This window comes from Streptomyces sp. ATCC 21386 (assembly GCF_018728545.1).
In the GTDB taxonomy this organism is placed as follows: Bacteria; Actinomycetota; Actinomycetes; order Streptomycetales; family Streptomycetaceae; genus Streptomyces.
In genome coordinates this window covers 2,191,212-2,208,490 of sequence record NZ_JAAVVL010000001.1, presented here as the reverse complement: position 1 = coordinate 2,208,490, position 17,279 = coordinate 2,191,212, and the positions used below count along the sequence as shown (strand labels likewise).

The window sequence follows — 17,279 nt, the reverse complement described above, 5'->3', positions numbered from 1 at the left end:
CACGATGGGCATGGCGCCGGGTCGCGCGACCCACACATCCTTCCGTGCGCCTCCTCTCCGCCTCCCGGTGGACGAGCACCTCTCGGCGACACTGGGAGACGGCAAGCGCCGCCCACCGCTCGCCGGTCCCCAACCTGTCGACCCACACCCGACGACCGGCGGACGGCCGCCTGAATCGGGGATTGACATGACCACACAGAATCATGGGGCACGGGGACTCGGCCCCGCCGCGGCAGCGGGTCTCGCCTTCGCGGCGGGAGCACTGAGCGCGTTCGTCGTGGAGCGGCGTATCGGCACCCTGCTTCGGCGCCTGGAACGCCTGGAACGCGAGACGGAGCAGCGCGCGGCGCTGATCGCCTACCAGCGGCACAACTTCGACCTGGTCATGAAGGCGGCCGCGGACCCGACCCTGTTGCCGGTCCTGAACGCCTACGAGGAGGAACTGTCCACGGACCGGCAACGGCAGTACCTCTTCGCCAACCTCCTCTACACCCACGTCCTCCAGGGCTACCGGGTGGGCGTCTTCAGCCGGGCCGAGCTGTACGGGCACCTCCGCGGCATCTTCCAGAGCACCTTGATGCGTGACTACTGGGCCGCCACGCGCCACCACCGGTCGAGCCTGAAAGAGGGCTCGGAGGAGTCGGAGATCGGCAGGATGGTCGACACGCTGATCACCGACCTGGAGGAAGCGAGCACGGACGAGTGGTGGGTCGTGGGCGAACCTCCCGCCGAATGAAGCCCTTCACCTCGCACGGCGCTCGCGTCACACAGCGCGACCCCCACCCCTGACTTCACTCCATCGCGCCTTCGATGCATGCGCATCAACCGTGTTCTTGGGGCAGAGTTAACACCGCTCGTATCACTACCAACGACCCAAGGATCCGACCCGTTGAAAATCGTGCGCCGCATCGGTGCGTCGCCCCGCGAGAGGGGCAGTGCCGCGGGGCAGACGTGCCCAGACATCTTCGAACTGCAGGACGGTAATTTCGCAGTAATCGGGACAGATCGGACAGAGAAACTCGACCCCGAGCTTCCTGCCGACGCCTCGCGCGCCTCCTACGAGAGGATCGTGGTCATCAGCCGCGAGACTCTCATCCGGGCAAAGTCGGACATCCCCGACGCCTGATCCTGAACGGGGGCTCGCCTGCACTACAGCGCGGGCCCCTCGGGCCGTCGTAGCGCACGAAGCCCTGGGACCCCCACCCACCCCCGTCGGCCCAGTCGGAGTTCGGTCGCGAGCAAGTCAGGTTAGGCTCACCTCTGTGAGTACGTGCACATCCGCGTCCCGACATCTCGACGAGCCTCTCGCCGGGACCGCCGCCACGGCGAGGACATGGCTGCTGCTGGAACAGCCGGGGCCCTGGGGCGTCAAGGCTCTCACCTCCAGCCATCTCGATCCCGCGCTCGGCCGCGCCCTCGAAGCCGCGGCGGAGGGCACCGGCGTACGCGTGGCGCTCATCCGGCGCCCCGGCCGCCACGCGGACTGCCGCGAGGTGCGCGAACGCCAGGTGTTCGTGGCCCACACCGCGCCGGGAAACGTCTGGCTGCACAGCGCCACGACGTCCGCCCCCGAGCGGCTGCTCGACCTCGATCTCGCCGCACTCGGCCGGGGGGACCACCACACCGTCGGAACGGTTCTGCGCGGCCGCCCCCACACGGGCGACCCTCTCGCACTCGTCTGCACCAATGGCAAGCGCGACCGCTGCTGCGCGCTCCTCGGCCGACCGCTCGCCGCCGAGCTGGCCGCCTCCGGGGTCGAGGGCACCTGGGAAGTCACTCATCTGGGTGGTCACCGCTTCTCCCCGACCCTGCTCGTACTGCCTTTCGGATACGTGTACGGCCGCGCCGAGGCCCATCACGTCAAGGAGGTCCTCCAAGGCGTGCGGGAAGGCCGCGTCGTCACAGAGGGGTGCCGCGGCAGTTCCGCCTGGGAACGCCCCGGGCAGGCCGCCGAGCTCGCGGTACGCACGGAGATCGGTGAGGGGACGGCCGGCGCCCTGACCGTCGTGCGCACGGACGGCGCGGCTCCCCGCTGGGACGTCGTCGTCGCCCACATCGACGGCCGCCGCTGGACCGTGACCGTCGCCCAGGGCACCGCCGAGCCGCCCCGCCAGGAGAGCTGCGGTTCCGCGCTGGGCTCCCCGGCGCGCATGGACGTGCTGACCGTACGCGAGCTGACACCGGCGGGCGCCTTCCGCTAGCCGACCGACGCGCGGTCCCGCCACAGCCCACGCGGCACGGTCCACCGCAGCACCTGGCCCCTCCCCCTCGGCGAACCCCCGCCAGGTCGCGTCGTCGTGCAAACACCGGGCGAGTGAGATCCGCGTCACACCCCACTACGTCCGGCACACCCCGGCCACGTACCGTCTTGGGTATGAGCCCCACTCCACCCGCACGTCGTCTGCGTCTCGGTATGCCGCGGCGGGTGTTCTCGCAGGTCCTGCTGATGCAGGTGGCGATCGCCGCCGGTGTCGCCGTCCTCGCGACCGGGCTGTTCCTCGCACCGCTCAGCGAACAGCTGGACGACCAGGCGATGCGCCGGGCCCTCGCCATAGCTCAGACCACGGCGGCCCAGCCGCAGATCGCGGAGGACCTGGTCTCGACGAAGCCGTCCCTGAACGGTCCCGTGCAGGTCGAGGCCGAGCGGATCCGCAAGGCCAGCGGCGCCGAGTACGTGGTCGTGATGGACCGGGACGGGGTGCGCTGGTCCCACCCCGACCCGGCGGAGATCGGCGGGCTCGTCTCCACCGACCCGCGCCGGGCTCTGGCCGGGAACGAGGTCATGGAGATCGACTCGGGGACCCTCGGTCGCTCGGCCCGGGGCAAGGTGCCGCTGCGCGGCGCCGACGGGGCGATCGTCGGCGCCGTCTCGGTGGGGATCGAGTACGACAGTGTGCGCGCCCGCCTGATCCACGCGATCCCCGGGCTCCTGGCATACGCCGGCGGTGCCATGGCGGTCGGAGCGCTGGCCGCGTATCTGATCTCCCGGCGAGTTCACCGCCAGACCCGTGACCTGGCCTTCTCCGACATCGCGGGGCTGTTGGCGGAGCGCGAGGCGATGCTGCACGGCATCCGGGAGGGCGTGGTCGCGCTGGACCGCGCCGGGCGCGTGCGCCTCCTCAACGACGAGGCTCGGCGGCTGCTCGGGATCGGTGACGAGGCTGTCGGCAGGTCGCTCGACGACGCGCTCGGCCCGGGCCGTACGACCGACGTACTGGCGGGCCGGGTCACGGGCACCGATCTGCTGACCGTGCGGGGCCACCGCGTGCTGGTCGCCAACCGCATGCCCACGGACGACGGGGGCGCCGTAGCCACCCTGCGCGACCGCACCGAGTTGGAGCAGCTGAGCCGTGAACTCGACTCCACGCGCGGCCTGACGGACGCCCTGCGTGCCCAGGACCACGAACACGCCAACCGGATGCACACGCTCCTCGGCCTGCTCGAACTGGAGATGTACGACGAGGCGGTGGAGTTCGTCGGCGAGGTGGTCGGCGACCACCGTGCGACCGCCGAGCAGGTCACCGAGAAGATCCACGATCCGCTGCTGGCCGCGGTGCTGGTCGGCAAGGCGACCGTCGCGGCCGAACGCGGCGTGGCCCTGTCGGTGGCGGAGGGCACGATGCTTCCGGATCGGCTGATCGACCCCCGAGGGCTGGTCACCGTCGTCGGCAACCTCGTCGACAACGCCCTGGACGCCGTCGCGGGCACACCGCACGCGCGTGTGGAGGTCGATCTGCGCGCCGAGGGCCGCACGGCGATCCTCCGGGTACGGGACACGGGCCCAGGGGTCCCGCCCGACAGACGGGAGTTGATCTTCGCGGACGGCTGGTCCACCAAGACGCGCCCGGCCCATCGCGAACGCGGCATCGGGCTCTCCCTGGTCCGCCGGCTCGCCGAACGGCAGGGGGGCAGTGCCCGGGTCGGCGAGGCGGAGGGCGGGGGCGCGGAGTTCACCGTCGTCCTGCCGGACGCACTCGCCGAGCCGGGCCCGCAGCAGGAAACCGAAGCCGCCGTCACTGTCGCCGACAAGGAGTCGCGATGATCGAGGTCCTGATCGTGGACGACGACGTCAGGGTCGCCCGCGTCAACGCCGCCTACGTGGAGAAGGTCGCCGGGTTCCACGTCGCCGGTGTGGCCCACAACGCGGCTGAGGCGTTGCACCTGCTGGAGACGTCGCCGCACGTGGACCTGGTCCTCCTGGACCACTATCTGCCGGACGGCACGGGCCTCGTGGTCGTGCAGGAGATGCGCCGCCGGGGCCACGAGACCGACGTGATCATGGTGACGGCGGCCCGTGACGTGTCGACCGTCCAGGCCGCGATGCGTCAGGGCGCGCTGCAGTACCTGGTGAAACCGTTCGCGTTCGCCGGGCTGCGGGCGAAGCTGGACGCGTACGCGGAGCTGCGGCGCACCCTGGACGGCGGCGGAGAGGCCGAACAGGCCGAGGTCGACCGGATCTTCGGCGCGCTCTCCGCAGGCGGCGAACCGGAGCTGCCCAAGGGGCACTCCCCCACCACCACCGAGCTCGTGCGCCGTGCCCTGATGACCGCCGAGGGCGCGCTGTCCGCCCAGGAGATCGCCGAGCGGACGGGCCTGAGCCGCCAGACCGCCCAGCGCTACCTGAAGCTCCTGGAACGCACGGGCCGGGCCCGGCTGACCCTCAAATACGGCGACGCCGGCCGCCCGGAACACCGCTACGAGTGGGCGACGCGCGCCTGAGGAACGTGCATGGTCTCCGGAGCGCTCACACCGCCCCCGCGCCCGTGAGCGACCGCACCTCCGTCTCCGCGTGCTTCGCCTCGTCGGGCGGCTCGGCGGAGGCGACCGTGCCGAGCCAGCCGGCGAGGAAGCCCAGCGGGATGGAGACGATCCCGGGGTTCTGCAGGGGGAAGTACTGGAAGTCGAGACCGGGGAACAGCGAGTCGGCGCTCCCGGAGACCACCGGCGACAGCAGCACGAGGACCACGGAGGGGACCAGTCCGCCGTAGACGGACCACACCGCCCCCCGTGTGGTGAACCCCCGCCAGAACAGCGAGTACAGCAGGACGGGCAGGTTGGCGGAGGCGGCGACCGCGAAGGCCAGGCCGACGAGGAAGGCCACGTTGAGGTCCTTGGCCAGCAGCCCCAGCCCGATCGCGAGCACGCCGATACCGACGGCGGCCGTGCGTGCCACCGCGACCTCACTGCGCGGCTTCGAACGCCTGCGCCGCAGCGACGCGTACAGGTCATGGGCGACGGACGCCGACGACGCGAGCGTGATCCCGGCGACGACCGCGAGGATCGTGGCGAAGGCGATGGCCGCGACGATCGCGAACAGAACCGTTCCACCGGTGGAGTCGGCACCGCCGCCCAGGTCCAGGGCCAGCAGCGGAACCGCGGTGTTCCCGGCGGCGTTGGACCCCCGCACGGCCTCCGGGCCGACGATGGCGGCCGCGCCGAAGCCCAGCACGATCGTCATCAGGTAGAAGCCGCCGATGAGACCGATCGACCAGACGACCGAGCGGCGTGCGGCTCGCGCGGTGGGCACCGTGTAGAAGCGGGACAGGATGTGCGGCAGCCCGGCGGTGCCCAGTACCAGGGCGAGCCCGAGACTGATGAAGTCGAACCGCGCGGTCCAGTCCCCGCCGTACCGCAGCCCGGGCGCGAGGAACGCGTCTCCGTGTCCACTGCGCTCGGCCGCCGTCCGCAGCAACTGGTCGAAGTCGCCGTGGAACCGCACCAGTACCAGCACGGTCAAGGCGATCGCCCCGCCCATCAGCAGGACCGCTTTCACGATCTGGATCCAGGTGGTGGCCCGCATCCCGCCCAACGACACATAGACGACCATGAGCGCGCCGACCCCGATGACCGTCCAGGTCTGCGCCGCCTCGCCCTCTCCTCCCAGCAGCAGCGCGACCAGGGTGCCCGCGCCCACCATCTGCGCCACCAGGTACAGAACGGACACGGCCACCGAGGAGGTTCCCGCGGCGATCCGCACCGGCCGCTCGTCCATCCGCGCCGCGACGACGTCGGCGAGGGTGAACCGCCCGCAGTTGCGCACCAGTTCGGCCACCAGGAACAGCACCACGAGCCAGGCCACCAGGAAGCCCACGGAGTAGAGCAGCCCGTCGTACCCGAAGAGCGCGATGAGTCCGGAGATGCCGAGGAAGGAGGCGGCGGACATGTAGTCGCCCGCGATGGCAAAACCATTCTCCATGGGCGAGAAGAGCCGCCCGCCGGCGTAGAACTCCTCGGCGGAGCCGTGCCGATGGCGGCTCACCCACGTGGTGATGCCCAACGTGACCGCCACGAACACGCTGAACAGCACCAGCGCCAGCGTCTGATGATCGGCGGTCACCGCGCACCCCCTCGGATACCACGCGTCAACTCCTGGGTGTCCCAGCGCAGATCGAGCGCCGCCCGGTCCCGGCGCAGCCTCGCGTGGCGTGCGTAGGCCCAGGTGAACAGGAACGTCGTGAGGAACTGCCCGAGCCCCGCCAGCATCGCCACGTTCACCGCGCCCGCCACCGGTCGTGCCATCAGCTCCGGGGCTGTGGTCGCCGCCACGACGTAGGCCACGTACCAGCTGAAGAAGACGGCGACTCCCGGGATCACGAACCTGCGGTAGCGGCTGCGGACCTCCTGGAAGGCCGCGCTCCGCTGGACCTCCAGATAGACGTCCGCCGCGCCCTCGCCGCGGCTCTCCCGTGCGTCGACCGTGACCGGGGCCGGACCGCCGGTGCCGTCCAACTCCCCCCAGCCTGAGGCCAGCGCGTCGTACCAGGGATCGTCGAACCGCACGTCCGCGCTGGCGAGGCCGTGCTCCTCGTGCTGCTCAACCGGGCTCTCAGAACCACCCCCGCGTCGACGGGGACGGCCGGTGCTTGACTGCATGCCCAAGCATGGACAGAACGGAAAGACCCCTGACGTACCTCTTCCCGATTGTTCACCCCATCAGGTGAAACCCCGGCGGGCCTCCCGCACTTGCGACGCAGGAGGCACACCGGGTTCACGTACGGGCCGAGGAAGCGCGCCCCCCGACGCGCCTGCCGGGGCGCCACAGGTGCCCCGGGTCCGGCGCGGCGCGGCGGCTACGCGTCGATGCGCGACCGGTCCAGCGTCGCCGCGGAGCTGGAGATGAACTCCTTGCGCGGTGCGACGTCATTGCCCATCAGCAGGTCGAAGACCTGCTCCGCCCCCTCCAGGTCCGACAGGTTGATCCGCCGCAGCGTGCGGTGCCGCGGGTCCATCGTGGTCTCCGCCAGCTGGTCCGCGTCCATCTCGCCGAGACCCTTGTAGCGCTGGATGGAGTCCTTGTACCGGACGCCCTTGCTCTGGAACTCCAGCAGCTTGTCGCGCAGCTCGCGGTCCGAGTACGTGTAGACGTACTTGTCCTGGCCCTTCTTGGGCTGGACCAGCTCGATCCGGTGCAGCGGGGGCACCGCCGCGAAGACGCGTCCCGCCTCGACCATCGGCCGCATGTACCGCTGGAAGAGCGTCAGCAGCAGACACCGGATGTGCGACCCGTCCACGTCGGCGTCGGTCATCATGATGATCTTGCCGTAGCGGGCCGCGTCGATGTCGAAGGTCCGCCCCGAGCCCGCCCCTATGACCTGGATGATCGCTCCGCACTCGGCGTTCTTGAGCATGTCGGTCACGGACGACTTCTGGACGTTGAGGATCTTGCCCCGGATCGGCAGCAGCGCCTGGAACTCGGAGTTCCGGGCGAGCTTGGCCGTACCGAGCGCCGAGTCGCCCTCGACGATGAACAGCTCGCTGCGCTCCACGTCGTCGCTGCGGCAGTCGGCCAGCTTGGCCGGCAGCGAGGACGACTCCAGCGCGGTCTTCCGGCGCTGCGCGTCCTTGTGCTGACGTGCGGCGATGCGCGTCCGAGCGGCGGCGACGGCCTTCTCCATGACGACCCGCGCCTGGGCGGCGGCGTCCCGCTTGGCGGAGGTCAGGAACGCCTTGAGCTCCTTGGCGACCACCTGTGTCACGATGCGCCGGGCCGCCGAGGTACCGAGGACCTCCTTGGTCTGGCCCTCGAACTGCGGCTCGGCGAGCCGCACGGTGACGACGGCCGTGAGGCCTTCGAGGGCGTCGTCCTTGACGATGTCGTCCTCGGCCACGCGCAGCATCTTCTTGGCGCGCAGCACCTCGTTCATCGTGGCGGCCACGGCCTGCTCGAAGCCCGCGACGTGGGTGCCGCCCTTGGGGGTGGCGATGATGTTCACGAACGACTTGAGGGTCGTGTCGTAGCCGGTGCCCCAGCGCATGGCGACATCGACGCCGAGCTCGCGGGTGACCTGCGTGGGCGTCATCTGACCGTGCTCGTCCAGGACGGGCACGGTCTCCCTGAAGGTGCCCTGCCCGGAGAAGCGGAGGACGTCGCAGACTGGCTTGTCGGAGGCCAGGTACTCGCAGAACTCGCTGATGCCGCCGTCGAAGCGGAACGACTCCTCACCCTTGCTGCCGCCCTCGCCGAGGCCGAACTCGTCCCGGACGACGATCGTCAGACCGGGCACGAGGAAGGCGGTTTGGCGGGCGCGCTGGTGCAGGTTCTCCAGGGAGAGCTTGGCGTCCTTGAGGAAGATCTGGCGGTCGGCCCAGTAGCGCACGCGCGTACCGGTGCGCGTCTTCGGGATCCGCTTGCCCTTGCGCAGACCTCCGGTCGCCTCGAACTTGGCGTCCGGTCCGTTGCCCGCGAAGGCGCCGGGAACGCCGCGCCGGAAACTGATGGCGTGGGTGCCGCCGTTGCGGTCGACCTCGACGTCCAGGCGGGCGGAGAGCGCGTTCACCACGGAGGCCCCCACGCCGTGCAGACCACCGGAGGCCGCGTACGAGCCGCCGCCGAACTTGCCGCCGGCGTGCAGCTTGGTCATGACGACCTCGACACCGGACAGGCCGGTCTTGGGCTCGACGTCGACCGGGATGCCTCGGCCGTTGTCCCGCACCTCCACGGAGGCGTCGTCGTGGAGGATCACCTCGATGTGGTCGCAGTAGCCCCCGAGGGCCTCGTCCACGGAGTTGTCGATGATCTCCCACAGGCAGTGCATCAGGCCTCGACTGTCGGTCGAGCCGATGTACATGCCGGGGCGCTTCCGCACGGCCTCGAGCCCCTCGAGGACGAGCAGGTGCCGCGCGGTGTAGTTGGAACCGTCCCGGTCTGCTCCGGTCAGCAGCGCTGTGGACGGCACGGACGTATCGGCGGTCACGCGGTTCGCTCCTCGCTGAATTTCAGGTGAGGCCCTTTTGGGTAAGGGGCCGGGCTCTGTTGCCGCTCCGAGGGTACCGAGGCCTGGTAGAGCCGTTGTAACGCAACCCTCGTCCGAAACTCAGAGTAGTCCAGAGTCGCATACACGTTCGATCCCTCGATGGGGTGAAGTACATATCACGTTCCCTTCCAGGCATGAACCATTTAGGCTCCGGGCACGTCCTCATGAACAACCGGCAACCCAGCCGGGAGGACCGTACAACCGAAAGAACAACCGCCAGAACCACCGAAGAACCACTGACAGACAGCGCGAACCCGTACGACACGAAGACACGCACTACGGCCCATTCGCCGCCAACCGGCAGCAGACAGCCGGCCCGGAAAGATTTTTTCGAGTTAAAGCCGCGAGCGGGAACGTTTTCGGCCTGGTTGGATGTTGACCCTGGTACGACAGCTCGTCGAGCTAGAGAAGAGGCGACGTGACTACTGTTCTGACCCCCGCGACCCCGCTGACGGCCGCTGACCGATGCGACCGCTGCGGCGCCCAGGCCTATCTGCGCGTCGTCCTGCTGAGCGGTGGAGAGCTGCTGTTCTGCGCCCACCACGGCCGCAAGTTCGAGCCGGAGCTCAAGAAGATCGCCGCGGAGATACAGGACGAGACGGAGCGGCTCACGGCCGTTCCCGCGACCGCAGAAGAGGACGAGCGCTGACGCTTCGCACCTGACGACGAGCCGCCACCGGCTCGAGGCCGGTGACCGGGCGGCCACTCCCGTACCCACGGGGTGGCCGCCCGCTCTCGTCCCGCCCCCGCGGGGGCGCGTGACCGCGTACGGCGCCTCAGCGCCGCCTCAGCGGCTTTCCGCCAGCACCCGGGCCACGTACGAGCCCCTGGTGTAGACGCCGGGATTCCCGGCGAGCCCACAGCCGCTGCCCCACGACACGAGGCCGATCAGCTTCCCCCGGGCGACCAGCGGCCCTCCGCTGTCCCCCTGGCAGGCGTCCCGGCCGCCGTTCTGCTCCCCGGCACACACCATGGAGTCGGACTGGTACCGGCCCTCGGCGCTGCCGGGATAGGCCCGCTCACAGACGGCGTCGGCCATTACCTGCACCGAGGCGGCCCGCAGGCCCTGTGTGTAGTCCCCGGCCCCCGTGGTGTCCCCCCATCCGTAGACGGCGGCCTGCGTGCCCGGCGCGTACGCCGCGTCCCCCGCGCCCGCCAGTGCGATGACGGAACTCTCGGGCAGCGGTGCGGCGAGGGTGACCACCGCGAAGTCCCCCGCGTTCGTATAGGGGTCGTACTCGGGGTTGACCCAGGCGCCGCTCACCGGGATCTCCACGCCCTCGGCCGACTGCAGCTCGGCACGCCCGGAGATGACCCGCAGATCGGGGACGCGTTCCGGCGGGCCTCCGAGGACGCCCTCGCTGAGGCAGTGCGCCGCCGTCAGCACCGTGGTGGGGCCGACCACCACACCGCCGCAGAACTGTCCGGCCCTCGTACCTCCGAACCGGTCACGGCTGGAGAGCGCCACCGTCCAGGGCGCCTGGGAGATCTCGACCGGATGACCGCCGATGACGACCTCGGCCGTCGCCGGTGGCGGTGACACCAGCGGTATGACGGCCGTGGTGGCCGCGACGGCCAGCAGTCGGGCGAACGATCGACGCATGCGCGCTCCTCACTCCGGGTCTTGGGTGGCACACCCAGAGTGATCCACACGACCGGCTTTCGCATGCCGCACACACGCCGAAGGCCCGGCCTCTTCGAGGGAACCGGGCCTTCGGACCGACCACGCGAGCCGGTGGCGCGCGCCTAGTCGAGGTAGTCGCGCAGCACCTGCGAGCGGGAGGGGTGGCGCAGCTTCGACATCGTCTTGGACTCGATCTGGCGGATGCGCTCCCGCGTGACGCCGTAGACCTTGCCGATCTCGTCGAGGGTCTTCGGCTGACCGTCGGTGAGACCGAAGCGCATGGAGACGACGCCCGCCTCACGCTCGGAGAGCGTGTCGAGCACGGAGTGCAGCTGCTCCTGCAGGAGCGTGAAGCTGACCGCGTCGGCCGGGACGACGGCCTCGGAGTCCTCGATGAGGTCACCGAACTCGCTGTCGCCGTCCTCGCCCAGCGGGGTGTGCAGGGAGATGGGCTCGCGGCCGTACTTCTGGACCTCGATGACCTTCTCGGGGGTCATGTCGAGTTCCTTGGCCAGCTCCTCCGGGGTGGGCTCGCGGCCCAGGTCCTGGAGCATCTGACGCTGCACACGCGCCAGCTTGTTGATGACCTCGACCATGTGCACCGGGATACGGATGGTGCGGGCCTGGTCGGCCATGGCGCGGGTGATCGCCTGCCGGATCCACCAGGTGGCGTACGTGGAGAACTTGTAGCCCTTGGTGTAGTCGAACTTCTCGACCGCGCGGATCAGACCGAGGTTGCCCTCCTGGATCAGGTCCAGGAAGAGCATGCCGCGGCCGGTGTAGCGCTTGGCCAGGGAGACCACCAGACGGAGGTTGGCCTCCAGGAGGTGGTTCTTGGCCCGGCGGCCGTCCTCGGCGATGATCTCCAGCTCGCGCTTGAGCTTGGGGGCGAGCTTGTCGGCGTTGGCGAGCTTGTCCTCGGCGAACAGACCGGCCTCGATGCGCTTGGCGAGCTCGACCTCCTGCTCGGCGTTGAGCAGCGGGACCTTGCCGATCTGCTTGAGGTAGTCCTTGACCGGGTCGGCGGTGGCACCGGCGGCCGCCACCTGCTGGGCGGGCGCGTCGTCCTCGTCCTCGTCGGACAGGACGAAGCCGGCGCTCTCGGTGCCCTCGGGCTCCTCGCCCGGCTTGCCACCCGGGGTCTCCTCCAGGACCTCTTCGTCGATCAGCTCGACGTCGTCCTTCTTCGCGGTGGTCTTCTTGGCCGCCGTCTTCTTGGCGGCGACGGTCTTCTTCGCGGGGGCCGCCTTCTTGGCGACCGCCTTCTTGGCGGCGGCCTTCTTGGCGGGTGCGGCGTCCTCGGCGGAGGCGTCGGCCGCGGGCACCGCGGGGGCGGCTGTCGCGGTGGCCTTCTTGGTGGTCACCGTCTTCGCCGCGACCGTCTTGGTGGCGGTGCGCTTGGCCGGACTCTTCGCTGCGACGCTCTTTCGGGTGCGCTTGGGCTCCGCGGCACTGACCATCAGCGTCACACCCTCTTCCTCGAGGATCTGGTTGAGGCTGCGCAGTACGTTCTTCCACTGAGTGGCCGGAATCTGGTCAGCTTCGAAGGCCCGACGCACATCGTCGCCGGCGATCTGCCCCTCAGCCTTTCCCCGCTCAATGAGCGCCATGACAGAGACGGACTCGGCGATCTCCGGCGGGAGCGTACGGGATGTGCTGGCCGACACGAACAACCTCTCGGAACGTTGGAAAACGGCTTCCGGCCCCGTCCACTGCGGACAGGAGCCGACCACCGGCTTGGGAGTGGGCCGACGGTGCGGGCGGGGGCCGGGAAGAGGCACAGCGCCGTGAACGGCGTCCGTATTCCCTCCGCGGCTGTCACCTCTTAGGTCATCGCGCTGTTCCCACGAGCGTTACGCCCAATCTGCGTGGCCCGAGTCACACCCCGTAAGCGCTCAAAAGCGGTCAGACACTGCCAGAGGTAATCGATCAAGGCCACATTCGGTTCTGTTCAGACAGGTACCCGAACAATTCCCGAATGAACTCCTCGATGTGGATCACTGTCCCGGCGGGATCCGGGGCCCTCTCGGGAACACGCGTCGCGCCGGACAGCCCCGCCCCCGGCCGGCCCATCGACCCGGCCGCGACGAGACGAGGCGTCCCGGCACGACGGGCCACCTCGCCGCTCCGGCGTCGCGCCGCCGGAGCCCGCCGGATCCCAGGGGGATCCGATGGGGCCCGGCGGCACGGTCCGCCGGTCGAACGACGCCACGGAGGGAACTACGCCCCGGCCGCGGCGCCCTTGTCCCGCTCCGGGCGCCGTCAGTGCTCGCGCGGCGCGGGCACCACACGCTCCACCTCGGGGTGGACGGTGAGCAGTTGCCGCATGGCCGCCTCGGCCGCCCCTCCGTCGCCCGCGGCGAGCGCGTCGACGATGCGGCCGTGGTGCGCCAGCGTCGACTCGGTCGGCCGGTCGCATCCGGTGACCGGCCCACCGGAGACCTGGAGGGCGGCGGAGACGATCCCGGAGAGGTGCTCCAGCATGCGGTTGCCCGCGACCTGGATGAGCAGCGAGTGGAACTCGGCGTCCGCGCGCGAGAAGGTCAGCGGGTCGCCCTGGGCCATGGCATGGCCCATGAGCTCGACCATGTCCCCGAGGCGCTGCTGGACGTCGTCGCGGCCGTGCCCTGCGGCGAGGCGAGCGGCGAGCGGCTCGATCGTCCAGCGCAGTTCACTGAGCTCGCGCCGCTGGTCGTCACGCTGCGGACCGAAGGCCCGCCACTCGATGATGTCCGGGTCGAGCAGGTTCCAGTCGCTGACGGGACGGACGCGCGTGCCGACGTTCGGCCGGGCACTGACCAGGCCCTTGGCCTCCAGGACGCGCAGGGATTCACGGACGACGGTGCGGGAGACCTCGAATCGCTGGCCGATCTCCTCGGGTACGAGGGGGCGATCCGCGCCCAGATCCCCGGAGACGATCATCTGGCCGAGCTGCTGGACGAGTTGGCCGTGCAGTCCGCGGCCGCGGCTCCCGGCGGCGCGTCGGCCCACGCGCCCCAGCTCGGGTTCCGCGCCGTCCCAGGCGGGGAGGCCCACGCGGTCGACACCGGGGTGCTCGGCGTAGGGGTAGCGGTCGAGTTCGCCCGGTCCGGCGAGGCCGGAGTCGGCGGAGCGGGCGGCGGTCATCATGGTGTGCGCAAGGGTACTCACGCATCCTTTGTCGGCTGCGTTCTCAACTCCCTTGAGGTCTTTGGTGAAAAGCACACGAAAGGGTGATCGCTCACCCCGTCGCAATTGACGCCTTATCGGAAAGAAATGGGCGTTCTACGAGGAGTTGCGCGCATTGCGTCGACGGAAGAGCACGGACGGTGAGCACGAAAGGATGACGACGATCATCCGCGGACCCGAGCACGCAGGTTCGTGAGGACGTAGGCGCCCAGCAGCGCGGTCAGCGACAACAGCAGCGCCCCGCCCACGGGTTGGACGACGGCCCGCGCCACTGCCTCCAGATAGCGCTCGCCGCCGAACGGCCACTGCACCATCACGAGCTCACGCAGCCGCATCGGAAACCCGATCGCACTGCGCACCGACGACCCCTCCAGCACCTTCTGCACCAGGGGTACGACGAGGAGGGGCACGGCGACCACGGCGGCGAGCCCCGCGGACGTGGACCGGAAGACCCCCGCCGCGAGCACCCCCGCCCAGGCGCATCCCACGACGAGCCCGACCCAACTCGCGCCGAGCGGCAGCCAGTCCGCGGGAACGGAGATGAGCTCCGGCCCGTAGACGAGGTAGAGCACTTCGAGGTCGCAGCCCACGGCGAGGACCGCCAGGAACAGTGCGGTGCCCGCCGCGACGAGGAGTTTCGCGACCAGCAGTCCGAGGCGGCGGGGCACGGTGCCACGGTCCGCGGCCAGGGCGGGGTGGCGGAACTCGTCACCGAAGGCGATGGCCCCGAGCAGTCCCGCGCCGATGGCGGCGGGCGGCAGCGGCAGTTCCCGCGGCCACGCGGCCAGCAGTCGTGGCTGCGGGGTGTGCCCGATCCTGGCCAGGACCACCGCCATGACAGCAGAGCTGACGAGTACGGCGGCTGCGGTGACGTAGGTGGTACCGACGCCGCCCGCCCGCCGCAGCTCGTACCGCAGCGGACGCAGCGGGCTCGGCGCCGACCGCACGGTGATGGGCGGCGGAAGCACCGGCAGGGGCGGCGACGGCGCCAGCGGGCCCGTCTCGGACAGGTGGTCGGGAGAGAGCGACGCCGGGTCGGCATCGGCATCGGACGGGTGGGCAGGGGGGAACGGCTCCGAGTCGACGTCGGACGTGTCGGACGGGCGGTCCTCGGACAGGCGGTCCTCGGACAGGTGGGCCTCGGACAGGTGGGCCTCGGACAGGTGGGCCTCGGACAGGTGGGCCTCGGACAGGTGGGCCTCGGACAGGTGGGCCGAGGGCGGTGGCGCGGGGTCGGAGTGCTCGGCATCGGTCACGAGGGTGGTGCGAACGACCCCAGCCCCGGCGTCGCCCTCCGCCGCGCCGTGGGCCGACGCCGGGGCTCGCGGCTCAGTCACGGTCGGGGGCGCGAACGCGCTCGTCCGAGGCTCCTCGGTGGCCGTCGGGCGCGTCTCGAACCACCGGGCCTCCTCCGAGTCGGTCGCGTGGTCAGCCCACTCCTGATCGTCCTCGACCGCCGCCGGTGGCATCGCCGGCACAGGACCCATGTCACCGACCTCGTCCGCGAGTTGGTGCACGAGGATGCCGTGCCGGAACGCCGCCTCACCGACCTCCGCGCACGTACTGCCGTACACCGACAGCCGGTTGCCTCCCTCCGGCACGATCTCCACGGAACGCCGGGCGGTGCGGGCCTCCTTGGTGAGCAGAGCCTCGAGGCGGGCGGCGTACGGGGTGCGCACGGCGACCCTGGGCCGCAGCCGGGTCCGGGAGAAGTCGGCGGCCTCCTGGTCGGCGATGAGCCTCCCCTGTTCGAGGGTGAGGACCCGGTCGGCGGTCCGTGCGGCCTCCTTGGGGTCGCCGGTGGTGAACAGGACCGTGCCGCCCTGCTCCGCGTGCGCCCGCATGATCCCGTGCAGCCACCGGCCTTCTCGGACGGCCAGCCCATCGGCCGGCTCGTCCAGCACGAGGGTGTGCGGGTCGGACAGCAACGCACAGGCCAGACCGAGGCGGCGGTCCATGCCCCGCGAGAGGGTGCCGAGCCGCGCCTCGCGCAGACTGGCCAGACCCACGACCTCCAGGACCTCGTCGGCCCGCCGTGCGGGCAGTCCCGCGGCCGCGCACAGCATGCGCAGATGCCCTCGGACCGTGCGGGCCGGGTGGCCAGGCACATCGCCGAGGAGCACCCCCACCTCGCGCGAGGGGTGGGCGATGCGGTGCAGGGGGCTCCCCCTGAAGTAGGCGACGCCACGCCCCTGTTGGAGTTCGAGCATGAGTCTCAGCGCTGTCGACTTGCCCGCTCCGGGAGCCCCGAGGAGTGCGGTGACGCGACCGGAGTGCGCCTCGAAGGACACATCGTCGACGGCGGGCGGAAACTCCTTGCGAGGATTGCTGGTCAATCCGATGGCCTGGATCACCCTAGGCAAGATAGCGCGGTATGTCCGTTTTTTCGGGCACCTTGAGGCTCACCGCACGGCCAAGCCAGCCGAACGCGGCGAGACGGAGTCCGGTCGCGCGGGTCCTCAGACCTCGGGGCGCAGCATCGGCGGATTGAGGAGGGTGGCGCCACCTGCACGGAAGAGCTGGGCGGGACGGCCGCCCTGCCGCGTGGTGGTGCCGCCGGTGGGCACCAGGAACCCCGGCGTACCCGTCACCTTGCGATGGAAGTTGCGCGGATCGAGGGCCACTCCCCACACCGCCTCGTAGACACGCCGCAGCTCACCGACCGTGAACTCCGGGGGGCAGAAGGCCGTGGCCAGCGAGGAGTACTCGATCTTGGAGCGGGCGCGCTCCACCCCGTCCGCGAGGATCTGCGCGTGATCGAAGGCCAAGGGCGCCACCGGTTCGCCGTCACGCCCGTAACCGCCCTGCTCCAACAGCTCCTCCACCGGCGCCCAGCGCGCACTGTTGGCGTCTCCACCCGGCCGAGGGGCGGGCAGGTCCGGGGCGAGGGCGAGATGGGCGACACTGACGACCCGCATCCTCGGGTCGCGCTTCGGGTCCCCGTAGGTCGCCAGCTGCTCCAGGTGCGCGCCGTTGTCATGCGCGGGCTCGGACGGTTCGTGGGCGGTCAGCCCGGTCTCCTCGGCGAGTTCCCTCGCCGCCGCCTGTGACAGATCCTCGTCCGGCCGGACGAAGCCACCGGGCAACGCCCATCGCCCCTGGAACGGCTGTTCGCCCCGCCGTACCGTCAGCGCGCAGAGCGCATGGCGACGGACGGTCAGCACGACCAGGTCCACGGTGACGGCGAAGGGCGGGTAGTCCGACGGGTCGTAGGGCATGCCGCGATCATAGTC

General features: G+C 70.6%; 14 protein-coding genes. 6 read left to right on the top strand and 8 right to left on the bottom strand.

All coding sequences use genetic code 11. The annotated features are described in order from the left end of the window. The first annotated feature begins 187 nt into the window (after positions 1-187). The 5 genes from GWK25_RS09585 (at position 188) to GWK25_RS09565 (ending at position 4,719) form a co-directional block, all read left to right on the top strand. Positions 188-736 carry a DUF6082 family protein gene (locus GWK25_RS09585; RefSeq protein WP_215449358.1) on the top strand — a complete coding sequence of 183 codons (549 nt, stop codon included), beginning with the start codon at positions 188-190 and terminating at the stop codon, positions 734-736. A 153-nt stretch (positions 737-889) separates the two neighbouring features. Beyond that, positions 890-1,126, top strand: coding sequence for a hypothetical protein (locus tag GWK25_RS09580; protein ID WP_215449357.1), 237 nt, complete (start codon positions 890-892; stop codon positions 1,124-1,126). 136 nt (positions 1,127-1,262) lie between these two features. Beyond that, positions 1,263-2,201, top strand: coding sequence for a sucrase ferredoxin (locus tag GWK25_RS09575; RefSeq protein WP_215449356.1), 939 nt, complete (start codon positions 1,263-1,265; stop codon positions 2,199-2,201). Between the two features lie 173 nt (positions 2,202-2,374). After that, a complete protein-coding gene (locus GWK25_RS09570; protein WP_215449355.1) occupies positions 2,375-4,042 on the top strand; it encodes a sensor histidine kinase in 1,668 nt (555 codons plus the stop codon). Beyond that, the gene (locus tag GWK25_RS09565) at positions 4,039-4,719 is read left to right on the top strand and encodes a response regulator (RefSeq protein ID WP_215449354.1); all 681 of its coding nucleotides are present in this window, start codon (positions 4,039-4,041) and stop codon (positions 4,717-4,719) included. The genes GWK25_RS09570 and GWK25_RS09565 overlap by 4 nt, the downstream gene beginning before the upstream one ends. A 25-nt stretch (positions 4,720-4,744) precedes the next feature. Here the strand turns inward: GWK25_RS09565 and GWK25_RS09560 are convergent, their stop codons facing one another. The 3 genes from GWK25_RS09560 to GWK25_RS09550 all read right to left on the bottom strand — a co-directional run bounded on the left by GWK25_RS09560 (position 4,745) and on the right by GWK25_RS09550 (position 9,194). Beyond that, entirely contained in the window at positions 4,745-6,337 is a 1,593-nt protein-coding gene (locus GWK25_RS09560; protein ID WP_215449353.1) for a cation acetate symporter, read from the bottom strand. After that, positions 6,334-6,873, bottom strand: coding sequence for a DUF485 domain-containing protein (locus GWK25_RS09555; RefSeq protein ID WP_215449352.1), 540 nt, complete (start codon positions 6,871-6,873; stop codon positions 6,334-6,336). The genes GWK25_RS09560 and GWK25_RS09555 overlap by 4 nt, the downstream gene beginning before the upstream one ends. Before the next feature lie 197 nt (positions 6,874-7,070). Next, positions 7,071-9,194 (bottom strand): type IIA DNA topoisomerase subunit B, encoded by a 2,124-nt coding sequence (locus GWK25_RS09550; RefSeq protein WP_215449351.1) that lies wholly within the window; start codon positions 9,192-9,194, stop codon positions 7,071-7,073. A gap of 478 nt (positions 9,195-9,672) precedes the next feature. Here GWK25_RS09550 and GWK25_RS09545 point away from each other — a divergent pair, with 478 nt between their 5' ends. After that, positions 9,673-9,903: a hypothetical protein gene (locus GWK25_RS09545; RefSeq protein WP_184900160.1), complete on the top strand. Its 231-nt coding sequence runs from the start codon at positions 9,673-9,675 to the stop codon at positions 9,901-9,903. A gap of 138 nt (positions 9,904-10,041) precedes the next feature. Here GWK25_RS09545 and GWK25_RS09540 read toward each other — a convergent pair whose 3' ends face one another. The 5 genes from GWK25_RS09540 to GWK25_RS09520 form a co-directional block, all read right to left on the bottom strand. After that, entirely contained in the window at positions 10,042-10,857 is an 816-nt protein-coding gene (locus GWK25_RS09540; protein ID WP_215449350.1) for a trypsin-like serine protease, read from the bottom strand. A gap of 143 nt (positions 10,858-11,000) precedes the next feature. Continuing rightward, positions 11,001-12,551 carry an RNA polymerase sigma factor gene (locus GWK25_RS09535; protein ID WP_221523669.1) on the bottom strand — a complete coding sequence of 517 codons (1,551 nt, stop codon included), beginning with the start codon at positions 12,549-12,551 and terminating at the stop codon, positions 11,001-11,003. A 589-nt stretch (positions 12,552-13,140) separates the two neighbouring features. Beyond that, the gene (locus GWK25_RS09530) at positions 13,141-14,028 is read right to left on the bottom strand and encodes a FadR/GntR family transcriptional regulator (RefSeq protein ID WP_215449349.1); all 888 of its coding nucleotides are present in this window, start codon (positions 14,026-14,028) and stop codon (positions 13,141-13,143) included. A 182-nt stretch (positions 14,029-14,210) separates the two neighbouring features. Next, on the bottom strand, positions 14,211-16,400 hold the full coding sequence (locus tag GWK25_RS09525; RefSeq protein WP_215449348.1) for an ATP-binding cassette domain-containing protein: 2,190 nt from the start codon (positions 16,398-16,400) through the stop codon (positions 14,211-14,213). Positions 16,401-16,505: 105 nt separating this feature from the next. Continuing rightward, positions 16,506-17,264: an NUDIX domain-containing protein gene (locus GWK25_RS09520; RefSeq protein ID WP_152172151.1), complete on the bottom strand. Its 759-nt coding sequence runs from the start codon at positions 17,262-17,264 to the stop codon at positions 16,506-16,508. Between the last annotated feature and the right edge of the window lie 15 nt (positions 17,265-17,279).

What these genes read in the sequence shown, in the direction of transcription:
- GWK25_RS09555 (WP_215449352.1), bottom strand. Translation starts at nt 6,873, where the DNA reads ATGCAGTCAAGCACCGGCCGTCCCCGTCGACGCGGGGGTGGTTCTGAG.
- GWK25_RS09540 (WP_215449350.1), bottom strand. Translation starts at nt 10,857, where the DNA reads ATGCGTCGATCGTTCGCCCGACTGCTGGCCGTCGCGGCCACCACGGCC.
- GWK25_RS09570 (WP_215449355.1), top strand. Translation starts at nt 2,375, where the DNA reads ATGAGCCCCACTCCACCCGCACGTCGTCTGCGTCTCGGTATGCCGCGG.
- GWK25_RS09520 (WP_152172151.1), bottom strand. Translation starts at nt 17,264, where the DNA reads ATGCCCTACGACCCGTCGGACTACCCGCCCTTCGCCGTCACCGTGGAC.
- GWK25_RS09565 (WP_215449354.1), top strand. Translation starts at nt 4,039, where the DNA reads ATGATCGAGGTCCTGATCGTGGACGACGACGTCAGGGTCGCCCGCGTC.
- GWK25_RS09585 (WP_215449358.1), top strand. Translation starts at nt 188, where the DNA reads ATGACCACACAGAATCATGGGGCACGGGGACTCGGCCCCGCCGCGGCA.